This is a genomic window from Pseudomonas sp. LB3P81 (assembly GCF_054897965.1).
Genome location: NZ_JBUBVG010000001.1, coordinates 4,707,686 through 4,727,187 on the forward strand (window position 1 = coordinate 4,707,686; position 19,502 = coordinate 4,727,187).

The 19,502-nt window shown below is 60.2% G+C and carries 14 protein-coding genes and 1 pseudogene; 6 read left to right on the plus strand and 9 right to left on the minus strand.

The features are described from left to right. Positions 1–337: 337 nt before the first annotated feature. The 3 genes from ACYZTL_RS21840 to ACYZTL_RS21850 all read left to right on the plus strand — a co-directional run bounded on the left by ACYZTL_RS21840 (position 338) and on the right by ACYZTL_RS21850 (position 3,268). Positions 338–1,444, plus strand: a complete 1,107-nt coding sequence (locus tag ACYZTL_RS21840; RefSeq protein ID WP_461953480.1) for a GGDEF domain-containing protein — start codon at positions 338–340, stop codon at positions 1,442–1,444. Continuing rightward, complete coding sequence (locus ACYZTL_RS21845) at positions 1,437–2,372, plus strand: iron-sulfur-binding ferredoxin reductase (protein WP_461953481.1); 936 nt, start codon at positions 1,437–1,439, stop codon at positions 2,370–2,372. Before ACYZTL_RS21840 ends, ACYZTL_RS21845 begins: the two co-directional genes overlap by 8 nt. A gap of 146 nt (positions 2,373–2,518) precedes the next feature. After that, positions 2,519–3,268 carry an enoyl-CoA hydratase-related protein gene (locus tag ACYZTL_RS21850; protein ID WP_461953482.1) on the plus strand — a complete coding sequence of 250 codons (750 nt, stop codon included), beginning with the start codon at positions 2,519–2,521 and terminating at the stop codon, positions 3,266–3,268. A 199-nt stretch (positions 3,269–3,467) separates the two neighbouring features. On the opposite strand, the gene ACYZTL_RS21855 is transcribed toward ACYZTL_RS21850, so the two are convergent. Continuing rightward, positions 3,468–4,766: a hypothetical protein gene (locus tag ACYZTL_RS21855; RefSeq protein WP_461953483.1), complete on the minus strand. Its 1,299-nt coding sequence runs from the start codon at positions 4,764–4,766 to the stop codon at positions 3,468–3,470. Between the two features lie 239 nt (positions 4,767–5,005). Next, positions 5,006–6,457: a pyruvate kinase gene (gene pyk, locus ACYZTL_RS21860; protein ID WP_461953484.1), complete on the minus strand. Its 1,452-nt coding sequence runs from the start codon at positions 6,455–6,457 to the stop codon at positions 5,006–5,008. A 173-nt stretch (positions 6,458–6,630) separates the two neighbouring features. Here pyk and ACYZTL_RS21865 point away from each other — a divergent pair, with 173 nt between their 5' ends. Together ACYZTL_RS21865 and ACYZTL_RS21870 are read left to right on the plus strand one after the other, a co-directional pair. Continuing rightward, positions 6,631–7,005, plus strand: a complete 375-nt coding sequence (locus tag ACYZTL_RS21865; protein ID WP_461953485.1) for a tetratricopeptide repeat protein — start codon at positions 6,631–6,633, stop codon at positions 7,003–7,005. Positions 7,006–7,252: 247 nt separating this feature from the next. Continuing rightward, positions 7,253–7,612 (plus strand): PilZ domain-containing protein, encoded by a 360-nt coding sequence (locus ACYZTL_RS21870; RefSeq protein WP_461953486.1) that lies wholly within the window; start codon positions 7,253–7,255, stop codon positions 7,610–7,612. Positions 7,613–7,714: 102 nt separating this feature from the next. On the opposite strand, the pseudogene ACYZTL_RS21875 reads toward ACYZTL_RS21870, so the two are convergent. The 3 genes and pseudogenes from ACYZTL_RS21875 to ACYZTL_RS21885 all read right to left on the minus strand — a co-directional run. Beyond that, positions 7,715–7,933 (minus strand): annotated as a pseudogene (locus ACYZTL_RS21875) (DUF6124 family protein); the annotation flags it as partial. 291 nt (positions 7,934–8,224) lie between these two features. Further along, positions 8,225–9,556: a DUF58 domain-containing protein gene (locus tag ACYZTL_RS21880; protein WP_461953487.1), complete on the minus strand. Its 1,332-nt coding sequence runs from the start codon at positions 9,554–9,556 to the stop codon at positions 8,225–8,227. Positions 9,557–9,671: 115 nt separating this feature from the next. Next, positions 9,672–10,673: an AAA family ATPase gene (locus ACYZTL_RS21885; RefSeq protein ID WP_461953488.1), complete on the minus strand. Its 1,002-nt coding sequence runs from the start codon at positions 10,671–10,673 to the stop codon at positions 9,672–9,674. 779 nt (positions 10,674–11,452) lie between these two features. On the opposite strand from ACYZTL_RS21885, the gene ACYZTL_RS21890 reads away from it, so the two are divergent. Next, entirely contained in the window at positions 11,453–14,776 is a 3,324-nt protein-coding gene (locus tag ACYZTL_RS21890) for an Ig-like domain-containing protein (protein WP_461953489.1), read from the plus strand. Positions 14,777–14,929: 153 nt separating this feature from the next. Here the strand turns inward: ACYZTL_RS21890 and ACYZTL_RS21895 are convergent, their stop codons facing one another. From ACYZTL_RS21895 to ACYZTL_RS21910, 4 genes are read right to left on the minus strand one after another with little or no spacing between them, the layout of a single operon-like run. Then, positions 14,930–16,093, minus strand: coding sequence for a DUF4350 domain-containing protein (locus ACYZTL_RS21895; RefSeq protein ID WP_461953490.1), 1,164 nt, complete (start codon positions 16,091–16,093; stop codon positions 14,930–14,932). Then, positions 16,090–17,634 carry a DUF4129 domain-containing protein gene (locus ACYZTL_RS21900; protein WP_461953491.1) on the minus strand — a complete coding sequence of 515 codons (1,545 nt, stop codon included), beginning with the start codon at positions 17,632–17,634 and terminating at the stop codon, positions 16,090–16,092. The genes ACYZTL_RS21895 and ACYZTL_RS21900 overlap by 4 nt, the downstream gene beginning before the upstream one ends. Further along, on the minus strand, positions 17,621–18,598 hold the full coding sequence (locus ACYZTL_RS21905) for a stage II sporulation protein M (protein WP_461953492.1): 978 nt from the start codon (positions 18,596–18,598) through the stop codon (positions 17,621–17,623). Before ACYZTL_RS21905 ends, ACYZTL_RS21900 begins: the two co-directional genes overlap by 14 nt. Beyond that, on the minus strand, positions 18,595–19,320 hold the full coding sequence (locus ACYZTL_RS21910) for an RDD family protein (protein ID WP_461953493.1): 726 nt from the start codon (positions 19,318–19,320) through the stop codon (positions 18,595–18,597). Before ACYZTL_RS21910 ends, ACYZTL_RS21905 begins: the two co-directional genes overlap by 4 nt. Positions 19,321–19,502: the final 182 nt, after the last annotated feature.

Consider the following 19,502-nt stretch of genomic DNA (forward strand, 5'->3'; position numbering starts at 1 on the left):
CACGCGCCGGCAGTCAATCTAGTGGCGAGGGGATTTATCCCCGTTCGACTGCGAAGCAGTCGCCAATCCGACACACGCGGTATACCTGACGCACCGAGGTGCAGCTTTCGGGGCGGCTTCGCCACCCAACGGGGATAAATCCCCTCGCCACAGATAAATCCTTTCATCACAGATAAATCCCCTCGCCACAGGTAATCGGTTCATCGGGGTCATGGCATTGACGCCAGTTTTACGCTTTGAAAATTCAATGGTCATTTGTCAGACACACCACTAAAGTGGCATTCGGTCTGTAGAGTAGGACACTCAATCAGCCTCCATTCGCACGGTGAGTCAACGATTGACCCATAACGCCATCCAGCGCCTGTTGCTCAAACGTTTTGCCCTTGCAGCCGGCACCTACGCCCTGGCCTTACTGCTGCTGTGGCTGGCGTTTTTCACCGGCCATTACGATGAACCCCTGGCCAACGTCGCCGTCGGCAGCGCGCTGGTGGTCATCAGTCAGGCGACGTTGTTCGCGTTGTTTTACAGCGGCTGGAATCTGCGGTTTTCCGACTCCAGCCTGACCGAAGCGCAAGTGTTACTGGGACTGGGTTGGCAAACCTGGCTGGTCGCCAATCTGGATGAGGCACGCGGCGCGTTTCTGGTGTTCTACGTTCTGATTCTGCTGTTCGGGCTGTTTCATCTGTCGCGTATTGCCTTTGTGCGGTGCGCGTTGCTGGTGTTTTTCAGTTTCAGCGCGATCACGCTGTGGGAGGGTTACAACTTCCAGTTGGCCGACCCGGCGCTGGCTGCGTTGCAGGTGTGCGTGCTGTTTATCGTGCTGGTCTGGCTGGAGCTTTATGCACGTCACGTCCAGGCCTCCCGCCAACGGATGCGTCAGCGCCGGTTCGCCTTGCAGGCGCATCAGGACACCCTGCGCGGGATGATGCGTCAGCTTGAAGACCTGGTGGCGACAGACGAATTGACCGGGCTGTTCAACCGCCGGCATTTCCTGCGTCTGGCCTCACGCGAGCTCAACGCCATGGAACTCGGTGTCGTGCATGGCCTGGCGCTGATCGACCTTGATCATTTCAAACGCATCAACGATGTGCACGGCCACGCCGCCGGCGATCAGGTGCTGCAAGCTTTCGCCGGTGTGGCCAGCGCCTGTTTGCGTGAGGGGGACGTGCTGGCCCGATATGGCGGCGAAGAGTTCGTGGTGCTGCTGCCCGATTGCGGCCCTGAACGCCTGACGTCTTGCTGCGAGCGGTTGCGGATTGCCTTTACCGACGTCGAGTTGATCGGCTTGAAGGTGGGCAACCTCAGCCTGTCGGCGGGCATGACGCTGCTGGAGCTGGGCGACGATCTCGACGACGCCTTGCAGCGTGCCGATCAGGCGCTCTATCGCGCCAAGCGCGACGGCCGCAATCGTTGCGCGGCGGCGTGGGAGAACGTTGATGCCTGAGTTGCGGGTCGGCGATCGTCAATGGTCGGTGGCGCTTGGCAGCAACCTGCTGGACGCGTTGAATCAAAACGGTGTGTCCGTTCCTTACAGTTGTCGCGCCGGCAGTTGTCATGCGTGCCTGGTGCAATGTACGCAAGGATTGCCGAGCGACAGCCGGCCCGATGCCCTGAGCGCAGACCAGCGTCAGCAAGGCTGGCGCCTGGCGTGCCAGTGTCAGGTGGTCGAGGATTTGCAGGTGCACACCTTCGACCCGCAACAGGACGGACGTCCGGCCGAGGTCGCCGCCGTCGATTGGTTGAGCAGCAGCGTGTTGCGCCTGCGCCTGACGCCACAACGCCCGTTACGCTACAGCGCCGGTCAGCATCTGGTCTTGTGGGCTGGCAACGTGGCGCGGCCTTATTCGCTGGCCAGTCTGCCGGAAGAAGACCGGTTTCTGGAATTCCACCTTGATTGTCGTCACCCCGGCGAATTCAGTGATGCCGCGCGTCAGTTGAAGATCGGCGACCCGCTGCGTCTCGGCGAGCTGCGTGGCGGCGCGCTGCATTACGACGCCGACTGGCACACCCGGCCGCTGTGGTTGATGGCTGCCGGGACGGGGCTGGGGCCGTTGTTTGGCGTCTTGCGCGAAGCCTTGCGTCAGGATCACCAAGGCGCCATCCGCGTGATTCACCTCGCCCATGATGCCGATGAGCATTATCTGGCCAAGCCCCTGCAAGCCATGGCTGCCAGCCGCCCGAACCTCAGCATCGAACTGTGGACACCGACCGAGTTGCCCGCGGCTTTGGCGCAACTGCGGCTTGTTTCCCGGCAAACCCAGGCCTTACTCTGCGGGTCTCCCGACAGCGTCGACGCTTTTGCCCGGCGCCTGTACCTGGCGGGACTGCCGCGCAATCAACTGCTGGCCGACGTCTTCCTGCCCCGCGGTTGAGCGCTGACTTTTGTGGCGAGGGAGCTTGCTCGCGCTTGAGTGCGAAGCGCTCACAAGCTTTTGGGGCCGCTGCGCAGCCCAGCGTCGGATCGCCGCCCGGAGCAAGCTCGCTCGCCACACTGGATCCTCTCAGATCAGGACACGCCATGACCGAAGCCATTCTGCAGCAACGCGAACGCGGCCTGCTGACCCTGCGTTTGAACCGCCCCGACAAGAAAAACGCCCTGACCCGCGCCATGTACAGCCATCTGGCCGAAGCGCTGAAACAGGCTGACACCGACCCCGAAATCAATGCCGTGCTGATCACCGGTTCCGCCGAATGCTTCACCGCCGGCAACGACATCGCCGACTTCCTGCAGCAACCACCGAGCAACCTCGACAGCCCGGTGTTCCAGTTCATGTTGACCCTGCTCGAATGCCGCAAACCGGTGATCGCCGCCGTGGCTGGCGCTGCCGTGGGAATCGGCACGACGATGCTGCTGCATTGCGATCTGGTGTATGTCAGCCGGGATGCGCGATTGCGCATGCCCTTCGTCAATCTCGGGCTCTGCCCGGAGTTCGGTTCCAGCCTGCTCCTGCCTCGATTGCTTGGGCACGCCAAAGCGGCGGAGCTGTTGCTGCTCGGTGAAGGCTTCAGCGGTGAACAGGCTGCGCAGTGGGGCATCGCGACCGAAGCCCTGGGCAGTGGCGAAGCCGCATTGGCCAAGGCGCGGGAGATGGCATTGCGGTTTGAGTCACTGCCACCGGAGGCGGTGCGCATCAGCAAGCAGTTGATGAAAGCCCCGGACCGGGAGCAGTTGCGCAAGGTGATAGAAGAAGAGGGCGCGTTGTTTACCCAACGGCTGCGCTCGCCGGAAGCGGTTGCGGCGTTGTCGGGGTTTATCAACAGACATTGAATTTGCGGTGGCCGGGCGGGCCCCTTCGCGAGCAAGCCCGCTCCCACAGGGTTTTGAGTCTAGCCAAGAATTTGTGGGCACGTGCAATCCCTGTGGGAGCGGGCTTGCTCGCGAAGAGGCCCGCCCGAACAACCCATCTTCTGGATCGGGAATCAAAAAGCCCCGCCATTCACCTGGCGGGGCTTTGTTTTTCCAGCCGCTAGACGTTATTCAGAAGACGAGTGACGATCGCAGCTTTGCTGTAGACGGAGCCCAAATCGTTACCTACCAGCAGTATTTTTTTATCGGCCTGCAAACTCATCCCGTTCGCGAGGGCGGTGTGCCCGGGTACGTCGGTAATGGCATAACCCTGGCCGTTTCCAAACGCCGGATCGCGCTGCCCATCGTCCAGGTATTTCGCGGTAACGAATTTCGGGGTTGAACCGACGAAGTATCTGCCCGAAGCGAAGATTTTGTTGTCGTCGACCTTCACGCTTAAAAATATGACTTGCTGAGGCGGGTTAAACGATTCCTCAATGTGGGCGCCGTTATTAAATTTCCGGTCAATCTGGCCCGTAGGTGTGTAAACCGCCAGTAAACCCCGGCGCTGGGGAAATCCAAAGCCGGCTGCCACTGTCCGGCCATCAGGCAGGACTACAACAGACTGGAATTGAAAGCTCGGCCCGAATAGTTGTTTGTACCCGCTGCCAGCAAAACTGGCGTCGACACTCCCGTCGATATTGAAGCGCGCGATCAGTGCCCCGGTGCCTGCCCATCCACAAACAGTAATTGTTCCATTCTGAACGACAATACCGTTGAACGAGTGACGGACGCCGAGCACTCCAGCAAGGGTTGCATGCCCCTTGTTACCGAATGTCGGGTCCACGGTTCCGTCGATACTGAAGCGCGACACCACACCAACAACAAATCCAAGCGCCGGATCAATACCACTCGATATGAGGTAGATCATGCCGCCAATCAAACAGACTCTGCTATTTGCAGACGTAGCGAACTTCACGGCGTTTGCCGCTACCGGCTGCCGCGTGTCGGCATCAAAGGGCAATTTGAGAACCATGAATCCATCGACGCCGAATCGCTTGTCCAGTGCGCCGTCACCGGTTAGCCGAATCAGTAACTGGGCTTCCGTTACCGCACCTTGTCCCAAGGGGTTGTAACCCACAGATACAAGAATCAGGTCTTCTCCCTGGCCGGTCACAAAAAAGATCTGGATGGGTGATGTGGACAGGTCTTCATTGGGTAACTTTATATGCGCAGTACCGTGTGTCCCGAATCCGAAATCGAATGTTCCATCGGGCAAAACGCAAGTAATGCTTATATGTTCGGCGACGTGGCTGTTTTGATCCCAGCTGCCACCGAGGATGTAGATTTTGCCTTGGTGGCCTTCTGCGACACATTGACCGTTAACAACAGAAAAACCGGGATAGTTGAGTATCAGTATTCCGGCATTCGCGAAACCTGAATCGAGTTCGCCTGGGGCAAGCTGTGGGGATGTGGTCATTTTAATATTCCTTCAGTAAAACAACGGTGAGCCCCAGGCGCGGTGAACGAAGGACTACTTCAGTCAAAGAGGACACGCCTTGATGACTGATATTCGGCGAGAGGCCAACCGTATTAGGCGAAGGACGCAGAAGGCTGTCTACTGTCAGATCTGACAGGTTGTTACCGAATTAGCTGATCTATATACGAAAAAAAGCCCCGCCATTCACATGGCGGGGCTTTTGTTTTACAACCGATCACTCAGACCATCGGGTCGCCAACGTGCAGGATCTTCATCCCGTTGGTGCCGCCGGTGGTGTGGTAGCTGTCGCCTTTGGTCAAGATGACCCAGTCGCCTTTTTCCACCACGCCACGCTTGACCAGTTCGTCGATTGCCGCCTGGCTGACTTCGTTTGGCGCCAGCGAAGCTGGATCGAACGGAATGGTGTACACGCCACGGAACATCGCGGCGCGCGCCTGAGCTTCGCGGTGTGGGGTGAACGCGTAGATCGGTACCGAAGAACGGATACGCGACATGATCAGCGGGGTATAGCCGCTTTCGGTCAACGCGATGATGGCCTTCACGCCCGGGAAGTGGTTGGCGGTGTACATGGTCGCCAGCGCAATGCTCTCGTCACAGCGCTGGAACTCTTTGCCGATGCGGTGGCTGGAGGTCTTGCTGGTCGGGTGCTTTTCAGCGCCGACACAGATGCGCGCCATCGCTTGCACCGCTTCCAGCGGGTACAGACCGGCAGCACTCTCGGCCGAGAGCATCACGGCGTCGGTGTAGTCGAGCACGGCGTTGGCCACGTCGGACACTTCGGCGCGGGTCGGCATCGGGTTCTGGATCATCGACTCCATCATCTGGGTCGCAACGATCACCGCCTTGTTGTGGCGGCGTGCGTGCAGAATGATCTTCTTCTGAATGCCCACCAGTTCGGCGTCGCCGATTTCCACGCCCAGATCGCCACGCGCCACCATGACAGCGTCGGAGGCATTGATCAGTGCGTCGAGGGTGTCGTCGTCGGCCACGGCTTCGGCGCGTTCAATCTTCGCCACCAGCCAGGCAGTGCCGCCGGCTTCGTCGCGCAGTTGACGGGCGTATTCCATGTCGGCGGCATCACGTGGGAAGGACACGGCGAGGTAGTCGACTTCCATTTCCGCAGCGAGCTTGATGTCGGCCTTGTCTTTTTCAGTCAGGGCTGGAGCCGTCAGGCCGCCGCCGCGACGGTTGATGCCTTTATGGTCGGACAGCGGGCCGCCGATGATCACGGTGCAGTTGAGTTCGGTGGCAGTGGCGGTATCGACGCGCATCACCACGCGACCATCGTCGAGCAGCAACTCGTCGCCCACGCCGCAGTCCTTGACCAGATCCGGGTAGTCGATGCCGACCACTTGCTGGTTGCCTTCGGTCAGAGGATGGCTGGTGGAGAAGGTGAATTGATCACCGATCTTCAGCTCGATCTTCTTGTTGGCGAATTTGGCGATACGGATTTTCGGGCCTTGCAGGTCGCCCAGCAGGGCAACGAAGCGGCCGTGCTTGGCAGCGAGGTCACGCACCAGCTTCGCGCGAGCCTTGTGCTCGTCGGGGGTGCCGTGGGAGAAGTTCAGGCGGGCGACGTCCAGGCCAGCCAGAATCAGCTGTTCGAGAACTTCCGGCGAGTTACTGGCCGGGCCAAGGGTAGCGACGATTTTGGTACGACGGACGGACATGCAAAGGACTCCTGAGTTCAAGCGCTGAGTGAGGCTACTATGCTCTCCGGTTGTAGTCATTGTTCATTCGCACTACTTATTCGTTTGTTTCTTTAACCGAATACTTTTGGTTGCAGGCAGCCTGAAGATTTTTGCTCACGGGTCGATAAAGAGCTCAAGACAGGAGAACCCCCATGCGATTCGTGCTCATAACCATTCTTGCCCTCAGTGTTGTGGGCTGCACCCGTTTTTCGATGAACCATCATTTGAATAATGCCTACAGCGCCTATGAGCGTGGCAATTGCGACCAGGTGACGCTCGAACTGTCCAAAGTCGAACGCGCCAGCCGCGCACGGCCTTATGTGTGGCCGGAAGTGTCGATGCTGCGCGGTTTGTGTCTGGAACGGCAGAAACTGTTTGTCGATGCGGCGCAGACCTACCAGTTCATCTTGGCTTCGTACCCGCAAAGCGAATACGCCTACCGCGCCCAGGCCCGTCTGGAAACCTTGCAGTCGCTGGGTCATTACCCGCTGCGCAGCTCGACGGCGGTGCGTCCGACCCGGTTCTGATTGCAGCAGTCGTTCAACGGCTGGCTCACCGGCGGTGGTGAGCTATAGTCGAATAACCGGTTTAGAATCCTGTTTCTAAACCGACGTAACACCTGTGATCGGCAGGAGTAAGCGACAGCGGCTTTATGGACTGTCGCACCGGGATCGGGGAGAGCGCGCCCATTGCCTGGCTCACGTTTCATACAGGCAGGCCCGTTCCGAAGCATTAGTGCGGCCCTGCTTAAGGGCCTTGCTGGGCGAATTGCGCATGTCCACAGACCGCCGGATCGAGCGGCATCAACTGCCGTATTTTCTGAGAGTGTTCAACAGTGTCACCGACAAACCGATTGGCTTCCTGGGCAACGTCTCTGAACACGGGCTGATGCTCATTAGTCAGTTGCCCATCATGATCGGCGCGGATTTCGATTTGCGCCTGAAAATCCCCATGGCCGATGGCTGCCAGCAGATCATTGATATCAGGGCCTGCTGCCTGTGGTGCCATGAAGACGCAACCCCTCACCATTACGACGCCGGGTTCAGCCTGCAACGGACGCCGCCGGAGTATGAGCAATTGGTGGAGGCGTTGAAGCAGTACTTCAGTTTTCAGTCGTTGCCGGCTTCGGCCTGATAAAAGCAAAAGATCGCAGCCTTCGGCAGCTCCTACGTTGGGGACGGTGTTCACCCTGTAGGAGCTGCCGAAGGCTGCGATCTTTTGATCTTGCTGATACGACTAGCTAACCACCCGCTCGTTATCAAGCGACTTCTCCACCAGCAACAACCCCAACTCACTCAACTGATAAATCGCCACGGCCATATGCCGCGCCTTGTCGTCGAGGCTGTCGGCCAGGTCGAGCAAGAGGTCGTTGACGGAGCAAAAGGTTTCGAACGCCTGGATGGCGATGGATCTGGGGTCGGCATTGGGGTCGACGGTGAACATCGACATGCCGCGTACGGGGGGATTCGGTGTGGAGTTGGACATTTGCGTTTTATCCCTTCAATGAGCCGTATCCCACCCGGGCGACTAAACCCGATCGCTGGAAATCAGCGACGCGGATCAAGTTACGTGGCGAGCCCAAGGCGCACAAGCCGGCGGATTCTGGTTGATCTGTAGGCAAAGACGCAAGCTCTGTAGGAGCGAGCACGCTCGCGATGGACGTCAACGATAACGCTGGGAGTCTGATACCCCGCAGCGTTCTCTCGACCATCGCGAGCGTGCTCGCTCCTACAGGGTTCGGTGACGTCAAAACACCCCGGCTTTCTTCCATTCCAGGTAGCGGGTCACCAGCGCGGCGCCCAGCTCATGGGGGCTTGTATCCAGCACCGGCACGCCGTGAACGTTCAGCCGTTCATGCAGTTCGGCCCGCGCATTCAGGAAATCCACCGTCCCGCAGTAAACCAATGCGTCTGACAACGTTTGCACCGTTGTCTGACGCAAACTGTCGAGTACGTCTTCGCGCAGGCTCGCGACCAGCACCCGATGCTGCTTGCTCAGGCGTTTGACGGCAGTCAGCAGTTCCTCATCGTCTTCGTCCCGCAGGTTGGTCACCAGCACCACCAGCGAGCGGCGTTTTTGCCGGGCCAGCAGTTGAGTCGCGGCGGCTTGATAGTCGGCGCTACGTTGGGTGCTGTTCAGGTCGTAGACCGTGTTGAGCAAAACGTTGAGTTGACCGGCACCTTTCACGGGGGCGAGATAGCGCGGTTGCTCGACCGCAAAGGTGCTGAACCCCACCGCATCGCCCTGGCGCAACGCTATGTAGCTCAGCAACAGGCATGCATTCAACGCGTGATCAAAATGCGCCAGCTCACCATCCTGACTGCGCATGCGTCGACCGCAGTCGAGCATGAAAATGATCTGCTGGTCGCGTTCGTCCTGGTACTCCCGGGCAATCGGCGTGCGTTGGCGGGCGGTGGCTTTCCAGTCGATCTGGCGCAGGCTGTCGCCTTCGCGGAATTCCCGCAGCTGATGAAACTCCAGGCCCAGGCCGCGTCGTTGCCGCTGGCGCACGCCGAGCTGGCTGAGCCAATTGTCCACCGCCAGCAGTTGGCCGCCGTAGAGGCGGGCGAAGTCGGGGTACACGCGGGTGTGGTCGGGCACGTTGAGCAGGCGTTTGTCGGACCACAGGCCCAAGGGGCTCGGCAGGTTGATTTCGCAGTGTTCGAAGGTGAAGTGGCCGCGCTTGAGTGGACGCAGGCGATAGCCGATCCGGGTGTGCTGGTCTGGTTGAAGCTCGACTGACAGGGGAAGGTTTTCGAAGTTCAGGCCGTCGGGTACGTGGTCGAAAAGTCGGATAGTCAGTGGCTGGGTGAAGTCATGCTCAATCTCTATTCGCACTTCACCCCAACGACCAAGCGCCAGGCTACCGGGCATGTGTCGTTTCACACGGGGCGACGGCAGGCGTTTGAGCCGGACAGCGTCGAGCATCGCCAGGGCCAGTAGTGCCAGCAACAATCCCCAGTTGATCGACAACAGTGTTGATGGAACGGCGAACTCCAGCGCTCGCAATGCGCCCAGCACGATGCCGATGGCCAGCAGCACGGCGAGCCAGGTCAGTAGCAGGCGTGAGGGTTTCATGATTTGGCACCGTGCAGGCAGGTCAAAAGATCGCAGCCTTCGGCAGCTCCTACGTCGAACGCGCACCCCCGTAGGAGCTGCCGAAGGCTGCGATCTTTTCTCCTGGAGACGATGTTCACAACCGCGGCGCCGGTACTTGATCGAGCAGTTGCTGCAACACCTGATCGACCTCCAACCCTTCGATATCCAGCTCCGGCGCAATGCGCACACGATGGCGCAACACCGCCAGTGCGCATCCCTTTATGTCATCCGGTATCACGAATTCGCCGCCGCGCAACAAGGCGCGCGCCCGAGCGCAGCGCACCAACGCGATGGACGCTCGAGGCCCGGCGCCGAGCGTCAGGCCGGGCCAGCTACGGGTGGTGCGCGCCAGGCGAACGGCGTAATCGAGGACCTGATCGTCCAGCGGCAGATCACTGGCGATGCGTTGTAAAACCAATACGTCCTTGGCTTGCAACACAGTCCGTAGTGGCTGCACGTCGAGCATGTCGGCCCGGGTCGAGCGGCTGACCTGACGGACCATGTCCAACTCCTGATCGGCGTCGGGGTAATCCATGCGCACCTTGAGCATGAAGCGATCCAGTTCGGCTTCCGGCAGGGGATACGTACCCTCCTGTTCGATGGGGTTTTGCGTGGCAAGCACCATGAACGGTTGGGCGATGGGCAGGGCGCGGCCTTCGAGGGTGACCTGGCGTTCCTGCATGGCTTCGAGCAACGCCGCCTGGGTTTTCGCCGGGGCGCGGTTGATTTCGTCGGCGAGCAAAAGGTTGGTAAACAACGGACCTTTACGCAGTTTGAATTGCTCGGTTTGCAGGTCGTACACCGCGTGTCCGGTGACGTCGCTGGGCATCAGGTCCGGGGTGAACTGAATACGCGCGAATTCGCCGCCGAAGCAGCGGGCGAGGGCGCGCACCAACAAGGTTTTGCCCAACCCCGGCACGCCTTCGAGCAGCACATGGCCGCCGGCAATCAGCGCGGTGAGTACATCGTCGATGACCGTGTTTTGGCCGATCACGGCTTTTTGCAATTCTGCCCGAACCGCCTGGGCCAACTGACTGGCGCGCTGGCGTTGTTGCGCGGCGTGGCTGGGTGCACCGGGCTCGATCTGTTCACTCATAAGTTCCGGAGCCTTGTTAACTGTTACATGTGTTTTATCTTCCATAAATCAGTTACTTACCTAATCTAACTTTTTTTCACGTATTTTTTATGCGTGGAACGAGTGAGTGACTGTCAATCTGCCTCATTGCAATCCCATGGCAACCCCCTCATTTGAGCGTTTGTCAGAGGTGAAGGTTAGTCTATGACGGTCAGAGGGCATGCGATCTCAGAATCGATTACGTTACCGAAGAAAACCCAGTTTGAGTGGTCGAGCTTTCGTCCATGAACTCGACCTGGGTGCACTTGGGTTTGAAGGTGTTGATCCTGCTGCAACACGCCTTCTGCTTACACAGAATTTAGTTGTGTTGCATCGACCGGTTGAATCCACAGCCAAAAGCAGCCCTTCTAGACCCGTTAAATCCATGTCGCCTTAGGGCAAGCAGCCCCTACCAAAAGCGGTCGGTGAAATAGGGCCGCTACTATTTCCGTAAATGGGGTACTTCACCCACCCAACCGGGCGTTACCACCTAATTTGTGGAATATTCCCCACTCCCCCTTTCTCTCGCTTAAAACACTCAAAGCCAGCTTGTTAATTAATTTGAGCTTTTTCTTCGCCCTATGGTAATGGCTCATTAGTTGCACCCCTCCCCCTGGTACCCGCAACAGCTGTCGTCCCGAACATCATGGAGACGGCGGGACTCGCCAGATTCGGCATGATGCGAGGGGTGAAAAATGAAACGCGCGACACCACCATGCAGCTCCTTCGCCTTGCTGCTCAGGTCAAGCCTGCCCTGTGCGATGCTCCTTACCCTGACCACCGCCAACGCCGCACCGCTGGATGATTTCGGCCCGCCACCACCGACGGACCCCTCGGCGTTTACCAATCCCCCGGCCGACCCCAAGGCCGCGCTGGATGCCTTGCTGACCTTGCCACCCGCCAACCAGGGCGCGATTGCCCTGCCCAACGGTGTGTTCGGTGACCGGAACACGCCACTGGCCGATAACGTGCTGCCTCCAAACCTGCAAACATCATTCAAAATCCCCACCAACGGCAAGCCCAGCCCATTGTTCGGGGCCCTGCCGTACACTCATCAACTGCTGTTGCTCGAAGAATTCGGCACGGAAAAACTCGACCCGACACTGCCAGCGCCGCCCCTGACCTTCCCGGTTCCGACCGTCGGCCCGGCGCCCGAGCAGGACCCGAACAACATCGCCCGCAGCGGCCCTTCGGCCGCGGCTCTGGAAGCCTTCATGCGCCAGCCGGGGCTGTACCCGTTTCCGTCACAGTTTTCCAACGTGCTGGACCGCAACCCGTGGAAAGCGCAGATCGAAGCCTTCCTCAACCGCCATCCGGTCGGTTCGCCGGCCGAGGGTCGTCCGCCAGGAAAGGGTTGGTCGCACCAGCGCTGGAACGAGTTCTACCCGCAGGTCGCCTTCAAAACCGCGCAAGCGGGCGCCAGGCTCAACGGCGGCATGCGCGACCGCCGACAGTTGCACAACTACGCCGTCGGTGAGTTCGGGCCTGGCGGGCTCTACAACCAGACCTCGGACACCCCGATCATAACGGGCACCACCAAAGGCATCTATACCCGTTTTCACCCCAACATGCCGGTGCAGAACCACAAGGCGCTATGGACCTTCGACGGCACCTTTCCGCCAAAACTGTTGATGGTGCGGTACGGTCAACCGGTGCTGGTGCGTCACTACGACGCCCTGCCGATCGATCCGTCGGCCAACATGGGGTTTGGTCTGCACACCCTCAGCAGCCACGAACACAACGGCCACTCCCCGGCCGAAAGCGATGGCTTTGCCAATGCGTTTTTCTTTCCGGGGCAGTACTACGACTATCGCTGGCCGATCCAGTTGGCCGGTTACGACACCATCAACACCAAGGCTGAAGATCCGCGCGCGGCGTTCCCCTGCGCCCCGGGCGAAACCCTGTTCGTCAACGACGCCACTCCGGGCCTCAAGACGTGCAGCAACGGCAGCATCAAGATCCGTGGCGACTGGCGCGAAACCATGAGCACCCACTGGTTCCACGACCACATGCTCGATTTCACCGCGCAGAACGTCTACAAGGGCAACGCGGCGATGATGAACTACTACAGCGCCCTGGACCGTGGCAACGAAGCGCTACAGGACGGCGTCAACCTGCGCCTGCCCAGCGGTTCGGCGCTGCCCTGGGGCAACCGCGACTACGACGTCAACCTGATGGTGGCCGACACGGCCTGGGATAAGAACGGCCAACTGTGGTTCAACCCGTTCAACACCGACGGCTTCCTTGGCGATCAGATCCTGGTCAACTGGCAGTACCAGCCGCGCCTGAAAGTGCGCGCGCGCAGCTATCGCTTCCGCATCCTCAATAGCTCGGTGTCACGCTTCTTCAGGATCGCGCTGGTGCGTGAAATCGCCGGCACCGGCGGCGAATTCCCCGGCCCGGCAGGTTCCGGCCTGTCCTATACCCGCGTGCCGTTCCACTTGATCGCCAACGACGGCAACCTCATGGAACACGCCGTGCCGTTCGATGGCAGCATGGACCTGGACGCCGACGGCGACACGCAAGACCACAACGCCATCCTGCCGACCATGGGCATTTCCGAGCGTTTTGACATCATCGTCAACTTCGCGAAAAACGGGATCAAGACCGGCGACAAGCTGTACTTCGTCAACCTGATGGAGCACCAGAACGGCAAGGGTCCGGAGGATGAACCGCTGAGCCTGGCCGATGTACTGTCCGGGAAGTACAAAGCGGTGCTCAAGCTGGGCAGCAAAGGGCTGGAATGGGACAACGGCGACCCGGTGGTGGGCAAGTTCCTGCAACTGCTGGTCCAGCCTTATTCCGGCCAGGACGTGAGCATGAACCCCGCCGACTTCGAACCCGCCAAGCCGGGTAAGGCGGCAGGTAAAACCATGATTCCGCTGCCCCTTAACCGTGACGACCCGACGGTGCAGGCCAAACTGAAGGTGGCGCGGCATCGCGAGTTCATCTTTGGCCGCTCCGACGGCACCGACGAACAACCCTGGACCATCAAGACCGATGGTGGTCCAGGCTTCCCCATGGACCCACGCCGGATCAGCGCCGCTCCGCAACTGGCCACCGGCCCCACCCCCGCCGGGTTCTCCGGCGACGGCACCCTGGAAGTGTGGAAAATCAGGAACGGCGGCAACGGCTGGAGCCACCCGGTGCACGTGCATTTCGAAGAAGGCATCGTCCTCAACCGTGACGGCAAGGCGCCGCCGGAATGGGAAAAATGGGCGCGCAAGGACGTCTATCTCATCGGCGAGGGCATCGACAGTTCAGTGGATGTGGACATAGCGATCCGCTTCCGCGAATTCGCTGGGACCTACATGGAGCACTGCCACAACACCCAGCACGAGGACACATCCATGCTGCTGCGCTGGGATGTCGAGCATCCGGGCCAGTTCCAATTGATGCCAACGCCCATACCCGGCTGGGACGGTGTTACCTACGTCAACTCCGCTGCGCTGCCGACCTTCCGCACTGGCGATAAACGTGACAATAACGAAGGCGAAAACAAAAAACCGATTGCCAACCCCGACAGCGCCATCAGCAACAACGGCCAACCGCTGCCCATCAATGTGCTGGCCAACGACACCGACCCTGACGGTGACCTGCCACTCAAAGTGGTGGGTCTGGCGCAACCGGGCTCCGGCAAGGGCACGGTCAGCACCGATGGTCTGCGCGTGATCTACACACCACCGGCCACGGTCCCCGCGCCGTTCACCGCGACCTTTACCTATCAGGCCAGCGATGCCAAGGGCGCGGAGTCGGCTCCGGCGACGGTGTCCGTGGCGGTCTCGGCAGCGGTCGTCGAGAACCTGATCGTCACCAGCGCTACAGTCACCGCCCGCAGCAAAAGCCGCTACTACTGGGTCCTGTCCGGCACCACCTCGCGTGGCACGGGCAATACCATCACGGCGACTGCCACGACCACATCCGGTCCGCTGAACCTTGGCACCGCCACCCTGACGCTTACGCCAACAGGCGCGCGCTGGCAGATAGCGGTGACGACCACCGGCAGTGGCCCGTCGCCTAGCCCGACGGTGACCATCAAGTCGGCCTTCGGCAAAACCGTGACGGTGCCGATCACCTTCCGCTGAGTTTCAACTTACTTTAGCGATGAGGGCCTCATAGGTTTTGAGGCCCTTCTGTCTGCTCTGACCAGTTAGGGCATTAGATCGACCCTAAAGCGCATGAGCTTCTAAGTGTCTGTTTCTAAAATCACGGCTATGTAACCTTTTCCAAGTACCGGATCATAAGGCGTTCCTCAAGGTTTGCAGGTGGGCGACCTGACGGCTGAATTCAACGCTGGACAGCCGTTGCTTCGGTCGCGGGCTCATGGCCTGGCTGATTGCGCGTGTGGGTTGGCCGGTCAGGCGTGCGAGCACCAGCCACTGTTCGGCGACGCCGAGTTGTTCAAAGCCGGGATGACGGCGCCGCACCCGGTGCAGGATGTCTTGCTGCAAGGCTTGCAACAGGCTGGCTTGACCGGTGCGGCGCCACATGAAATCGGCGCTGGCACGCAGGTGCTCGTGGAGTTGCCGACGGGCTCTCGGGGCGGGTTCGATCAACGGGCCATGGCGCACGCCGACATGCCAGAGACCCAGGCCGATCAGGGCGATGAGGGCGACCAGCGCCTGGGGGAAATAGCGCAGCAACAAGGTCAGCAGGCTGTCGTGGTCGGTGTTGAACAGCAGGGTCACGTTCGTGTCCACGGTCAGGTACCAGAGCAGCCAGGCGTTGTCGTACTGATTGATGGCCGGGGTTTTCCACAGGTCGGCGTCGGTGACCACGATGATCGAACCGAGCCCGTGGTTCAGCTGCATCATGTGCGTGGCCTTGCCGCTGTTGGCCCAGGCTTGGGCGAGATTTTTCGGGTCTTCGAGATGGAACGCGGTATCGAAGGTGGCGTAGGCCGGCGCGTCTTCGTCCTCAAGGTACAGTTTGGTCAGTTTGGGGTAGGGATCCTTGCCGATGTCGGGCGGCGGGTCCTTGAGGTCTTTGCTCAATGACTGGTGCACCTGGACCCGGTCGAGCAACAGGTCATTGCTCTGGCCCAGTTTGTCATCCCATAACGACTCGGCGATGAATAAAAAACGCCCGCCGGCGCGGGTCCAGTTCAGCACTTGATCGATCTGGCGCGGGGTCATGCTGGAGCGGTCACCGAGCAACAACAGGCTGCGTTGCCGAGGTTCCAGCGTGGGCAGGATGTCGAGGCTGTTGGCATGGCTGACGGTCAGACCCTGCTTGCGCAGGAAATGCTCGGCGGCCAGATAAGGGTTGGCCTGGGCTTCGGGCGACGGACCGTGATCGATTTCTGCCTGATAGGGCGTCGCCCTGGCGTACAGATAAAGACTCAACGCGCCCAACAGTACGGCGATGAACACCCCGGCCACCAGCCACAATCGCCGGTTCAATGCGTCGCCCCCGGACCGAACAAGGTCCGCCAGCCGTCACACAGTTCCTGTTGCAAATGCGCCGGTGGCAGGCGATGCCCGTAGGCCATGTTCTGCCAGTGCCCGGTCAGGTTTTTGCTGAAGGCCAACAGGGCGGGTTGTTGCAGTTGCTCGACGCGTTCCAGCACCTGGCCTTCGGTGTCGGCGGGTTTGAGCGCCATGTTGTAATCGTGCAGCAAGTGACTGAGCAGGGCGCGATAGAGTAACCCGAGCGCCTCGCGAGGGTTGGATTGCCAGAGGCTTTCGGCGCTGGCGGCAATGTCGTCGGGCAGGGTCTCGCGGTTCAGGTCCAGGCCGAATGCCTGCTGCGGTAACGGCCGTGCGACTTTACGCTTCAACGCCGGTCGACGACTGACGAAGGCCTGCAACCACTCCCGGTAACGCCAGATCAACAAACCGATCGCGCCGATGACAGCGCACCACAACAGCCCTTCAATCAAGGTCGCCAATGCACCGAAGCGCTGGTTATCCAGCAACTTGAGCAGGGCCTTCAGCCATTCGGGGGCTTTGCCGTCGCCAGAGGTTTCGGCGGATGGCTTGTCCTCGCCAAAACGATAGCGCGTGACGGTTTCCTTATTCTTGAACGGCGGCTGATCGAGGATCGCCTTGATGCTGTCACGGGATGCCTGGCTGGTCAGTGACTGGTCCAGCAGACGCGGACTGTCGGGGGAGATGGCTGGCTCGGCGGCCCAGACGTTTTGCCCGGTTGGCATCAGCAGGAATGCCGCCAACAGCAAGGTGACGGCGGCGCTGCTCAAGCGTTGGCGCAGGCGACGGAACACCAGTTCGATATCCCAGGCCTCCAGCACCGTGCGCCGGTTCAGGTAAAGACTGAAGCCGCAGGCCACGTAGATCGGTTCCCAAACCACCAGCACCAACACGTAAAACGTATTGGTCAGGTGCTCCAGCCAGCGCCAGTCTTGTGTGGCGACGGACAGCAATGTCTGCCAGCTCCAGTCGAGTTCGACCTGTTGCGGCAGGAGCAGGTAGAACAGCACCATCAGGCCGATCCACAACGCACTTTCCAGATGTACGCCAATGATCGTCAGCCAGCGCGCTGCACCGCCGTCGCGTTGCAACAGCACCTGCAAGCGCTGTTGTCGTGCCAGACCATTCAGGCCTTCGAGTTGCACCACCGGCAACAGGAAACTGCGACTCAGGCTCAAGCGTCGCCAGGTCAGGCTGGCCAGCATTTGTGGCTTGAGCAGGCGTGGCCATTGGCGCAGCGCTTGTTTCAGCGTGGGCGTTTCACCGAACATCGCTTTGGACAGGATGTACAGAGGCAGGCGTTCGAACGCGGGCTTCAGCCACCAGAAGATGAACGCGGCGAGGGAGGGGGAATCCCACAGCAGCAAGGTGAGCAGGGCGAAAACCGGCAGGGTCACGAAGGCCCAACTGGTCATCAGCAGGCGTCGGTGCCGCTGGCTCAACAGCACGCCCAGGTCCATGGCTTCCCAGGTGGTGCGAGGGCGGATCACCACGGTCGCGTCACTCAGGCGCATGGCGGGTCCGTCCGGCAAACAGCAGATACATCGCGACCAAAAACCACAGCGTCGCGCCGACCAGATATTTGGTCATCGGCGCAGGTCCAGTCATTGACGACCAGTAGGCTTCGATAAACGCTGCAATCAGCAGAAACAGCATGACCCCGCAAATCAGCAGCACACTCTTGCGCGCAGCGATTCTCAAGGCTTCGGCGCGTGGCTGTCGTCCCGGTGCAATCAAGGCCCAACCCAGTTGCAGGCCAGCGGCACCCGCCAAGGCAATGGCGCTGAGTTCGAAGGCGCCGTGGCCGATCACGAATGACCAGAAGGTTTGCCCGTAGCCGATCTGCGTCAGGTGCCCGGCCACCGCGCCGATCATCAAACCGTTGAAGAACAGGAAAAACGCGCTGCCCAGGCCAAACAGCAAACCGCTGGCAAAGGTCTGAAAGGCAATGCCGATGTTGTGCATGATGTAGAAACCGAACATCACCCAGTCTTCACTGGCCGCCCGTTCCGCCGAGCGTCCAAGGTGACCGGCGACAGGGTCGTACATGCCTTGCATTTCGCTGACCTGTTCGGCCGGGATCAGGTTGTAGACCAGATCCGGGAACAGATACACCAGCAACGCAAAGCCGATCAGGCTGCCGAAAAACATCAGGCTGGCGGCGAGCACGAAACGCCACTGTTCGCGCACCAGTCGTGGGAAATCAGCGAGGATGAACCCCAGCACATTGGCTCCCAGTCGGCTGCGATGCCGATAAAGCTGCTGGTGCCCGCGCAGCACCTGTTGCTGCAACGAGTCGATCAGAAAACTGCTGTAACCGCGCTCCCGAGCCAGGGCCAGATGCTGGCAGAGCCTTCGATAATCTTTCGGGAAACTGGCGAGCCGTGAGGTGTCCTTGTTCCGCTCCAGTCTGTCGAGCATGAGGGAAAATTGCACCCATTCAGCCTTGTGGCGATTCTCGAAAAGACTTTGCTTCATGCGGGGCCCAACAAGCCGCGGGCGATGCCGTTGAGTTCCGCCACGGCGCGTGGCGGTGAAACCTTCAACGGTTGCGCGAGGATGGTGGCGAGTTCGGTGACCCGCGCTTCGGAGAGTTCGCCCTGGCGTTCGGCAAACCCGAGGATGGCGCGTTGCTCGGGCAGCGTCAGGGCGAACGACGGGCGCCGTGGCTCGGCGTCAGGCAGTTGCGGTCGGGTGAGCGGCTGTTCGCGGTAGATCACCAGCGTGCCGGCGGCCAAGTCGCCGAGGCGTTTGAAACTGGGGTGTTGCAGGCAACTGATGACGCCGAGGAAATAGCCGAATGGCAACAGGTCGACAAACCGCAGCAGGTTGCGCAACAGCGAAGCGGACCAGCCGATCGGCGTGCCATCGTCCTGCACCACCCGCAGGCCCATCCATTGCTTGCCCGGCGAGCGCCCCTGATTGAGCACTTCGAACAGCACCATGTACCACCAGCTCACCCCGAACAGCAGGATCGAGCCCAGCCCGGCGCCGAGTTTTCCCAGAAACGCGAGGACGATAAACAGCAGACCCAGAATCAACCCGCGCAGTCCGAGGTCGATGGAGAACGCCAGTGCACGGACCATCAACCCGGCCGGGCGCAGTGGCAAGTCGATGCCTTCCGGCGTTTCAACCTGATACCGCGTATCCAGTGGCGGGGCCAGCGTCGCTTTCCTTGGCAGTGCTGTGGTCTCGAGCATGGGCAACCTGATGATGAGGCCTGATCGGGATTCTCTGTCCGGCCGATGCTAGCAGTCTCTTGGGGGAAAACGACATAACTATGTATTGCACGGTGCATGGCCAGAGATGATTGAATGCAGGATTACTGGCCGGGGCGGGATGCAAACGCCTAGACTTCGCCGATCTTCAGTTCAGGAATAGC

Excerpts from the sequence above, each read along its gene's own strand:
- ACYZTL_RS21845 (WP_461953481.1), top strand. The coding sequence starts at position 1,437 with ATGCCTGAGTTGCGGGTCGGCGATCGTCAATGGTCGGTGGCGCTTGGC.
- ACYZTL_RS21905 (WP_461953492.1), bottom strand. The coding sequence starts at position 18,598 with ATGAAGCAAAGTCTTTTCGAGAATCGCCACAAGGCTGAATGGGTGCAA.
- ACYZTL_RS21855 (WP_461953483.1), bottom strand. The coding sequence starts at position 4,766 with ATGACCACATCCCCACAGCTTGCCCCAGGCGAACTCGATTCAGGTTTC.
- ACYZTL_RS21880 (WP_461953487.1), bottom strand. The coding sequence starts at position 9,556 with ATGAAACCCTCACGCCTGCTACTGACCTGGCTCGCCGTGCTGCTGGCC.
- ACYZTL_RS21850 (WP_461953482.1), top strand. The coding sequence starts at position 2,519 with ATGACCGAAGCCATTCTGCAGCAACGCGAACGCGGCCTGCTGACCCTG.
- ACYZTL_RS21910 (WP_461953493.1), bottom strand. The coding sequence starts at position 19,320 with ATGCTCGAGACCACAGCACTGCCAAGGAAAGCGACGCTGGCCCCGCCA.
- ACYZTL_RS21865 (WP_461953485.1), top strand. The coding sequence starts at position 6,631 with ATGCGATTCGTGCTCATAACCATTCTTGCCCTCAGTGTTGTGGGCTGC.
- ACYZTL_RS21870 (WP_461953486.1), top strand. The coding sequence starts at position 7,253 with ATGTCCACAGACCGCCGGATCGAGCGGCATCAACTGCCGTATTTTCTG.
- ACYZTL_RS21890 (WP_461953489.1), top strand. The coding sequence starts at position 11,453 with ATGCTCCTTACCCTGACCACCGCCAACGCCGCACCGCTGGATGATTTC.
- pyk (WP_461953484.1), bottom strand. The coding sequence starts at position 6,457 with ATGTCCGTCCGTCGTACCAAAATCGTCGCTACCCTTGGCCCGGCCAGT.
- ACYZTL_RS21900 (WP_461953491.1), bottom strand. The coding sequence starts at position 17,634 with ATGCGCCTGAGTGACGCGACCGTGGTGATCCGCCCTCGCACCACCTGG.
- ACYZTL_RS21885 (WP_461953488.1), bottom strand. The coding sequence starts at position 10,673 with ATGAGTGAACAGATCGAGCCCGGTGCACCCAGCCACGCCGCGCAACAA.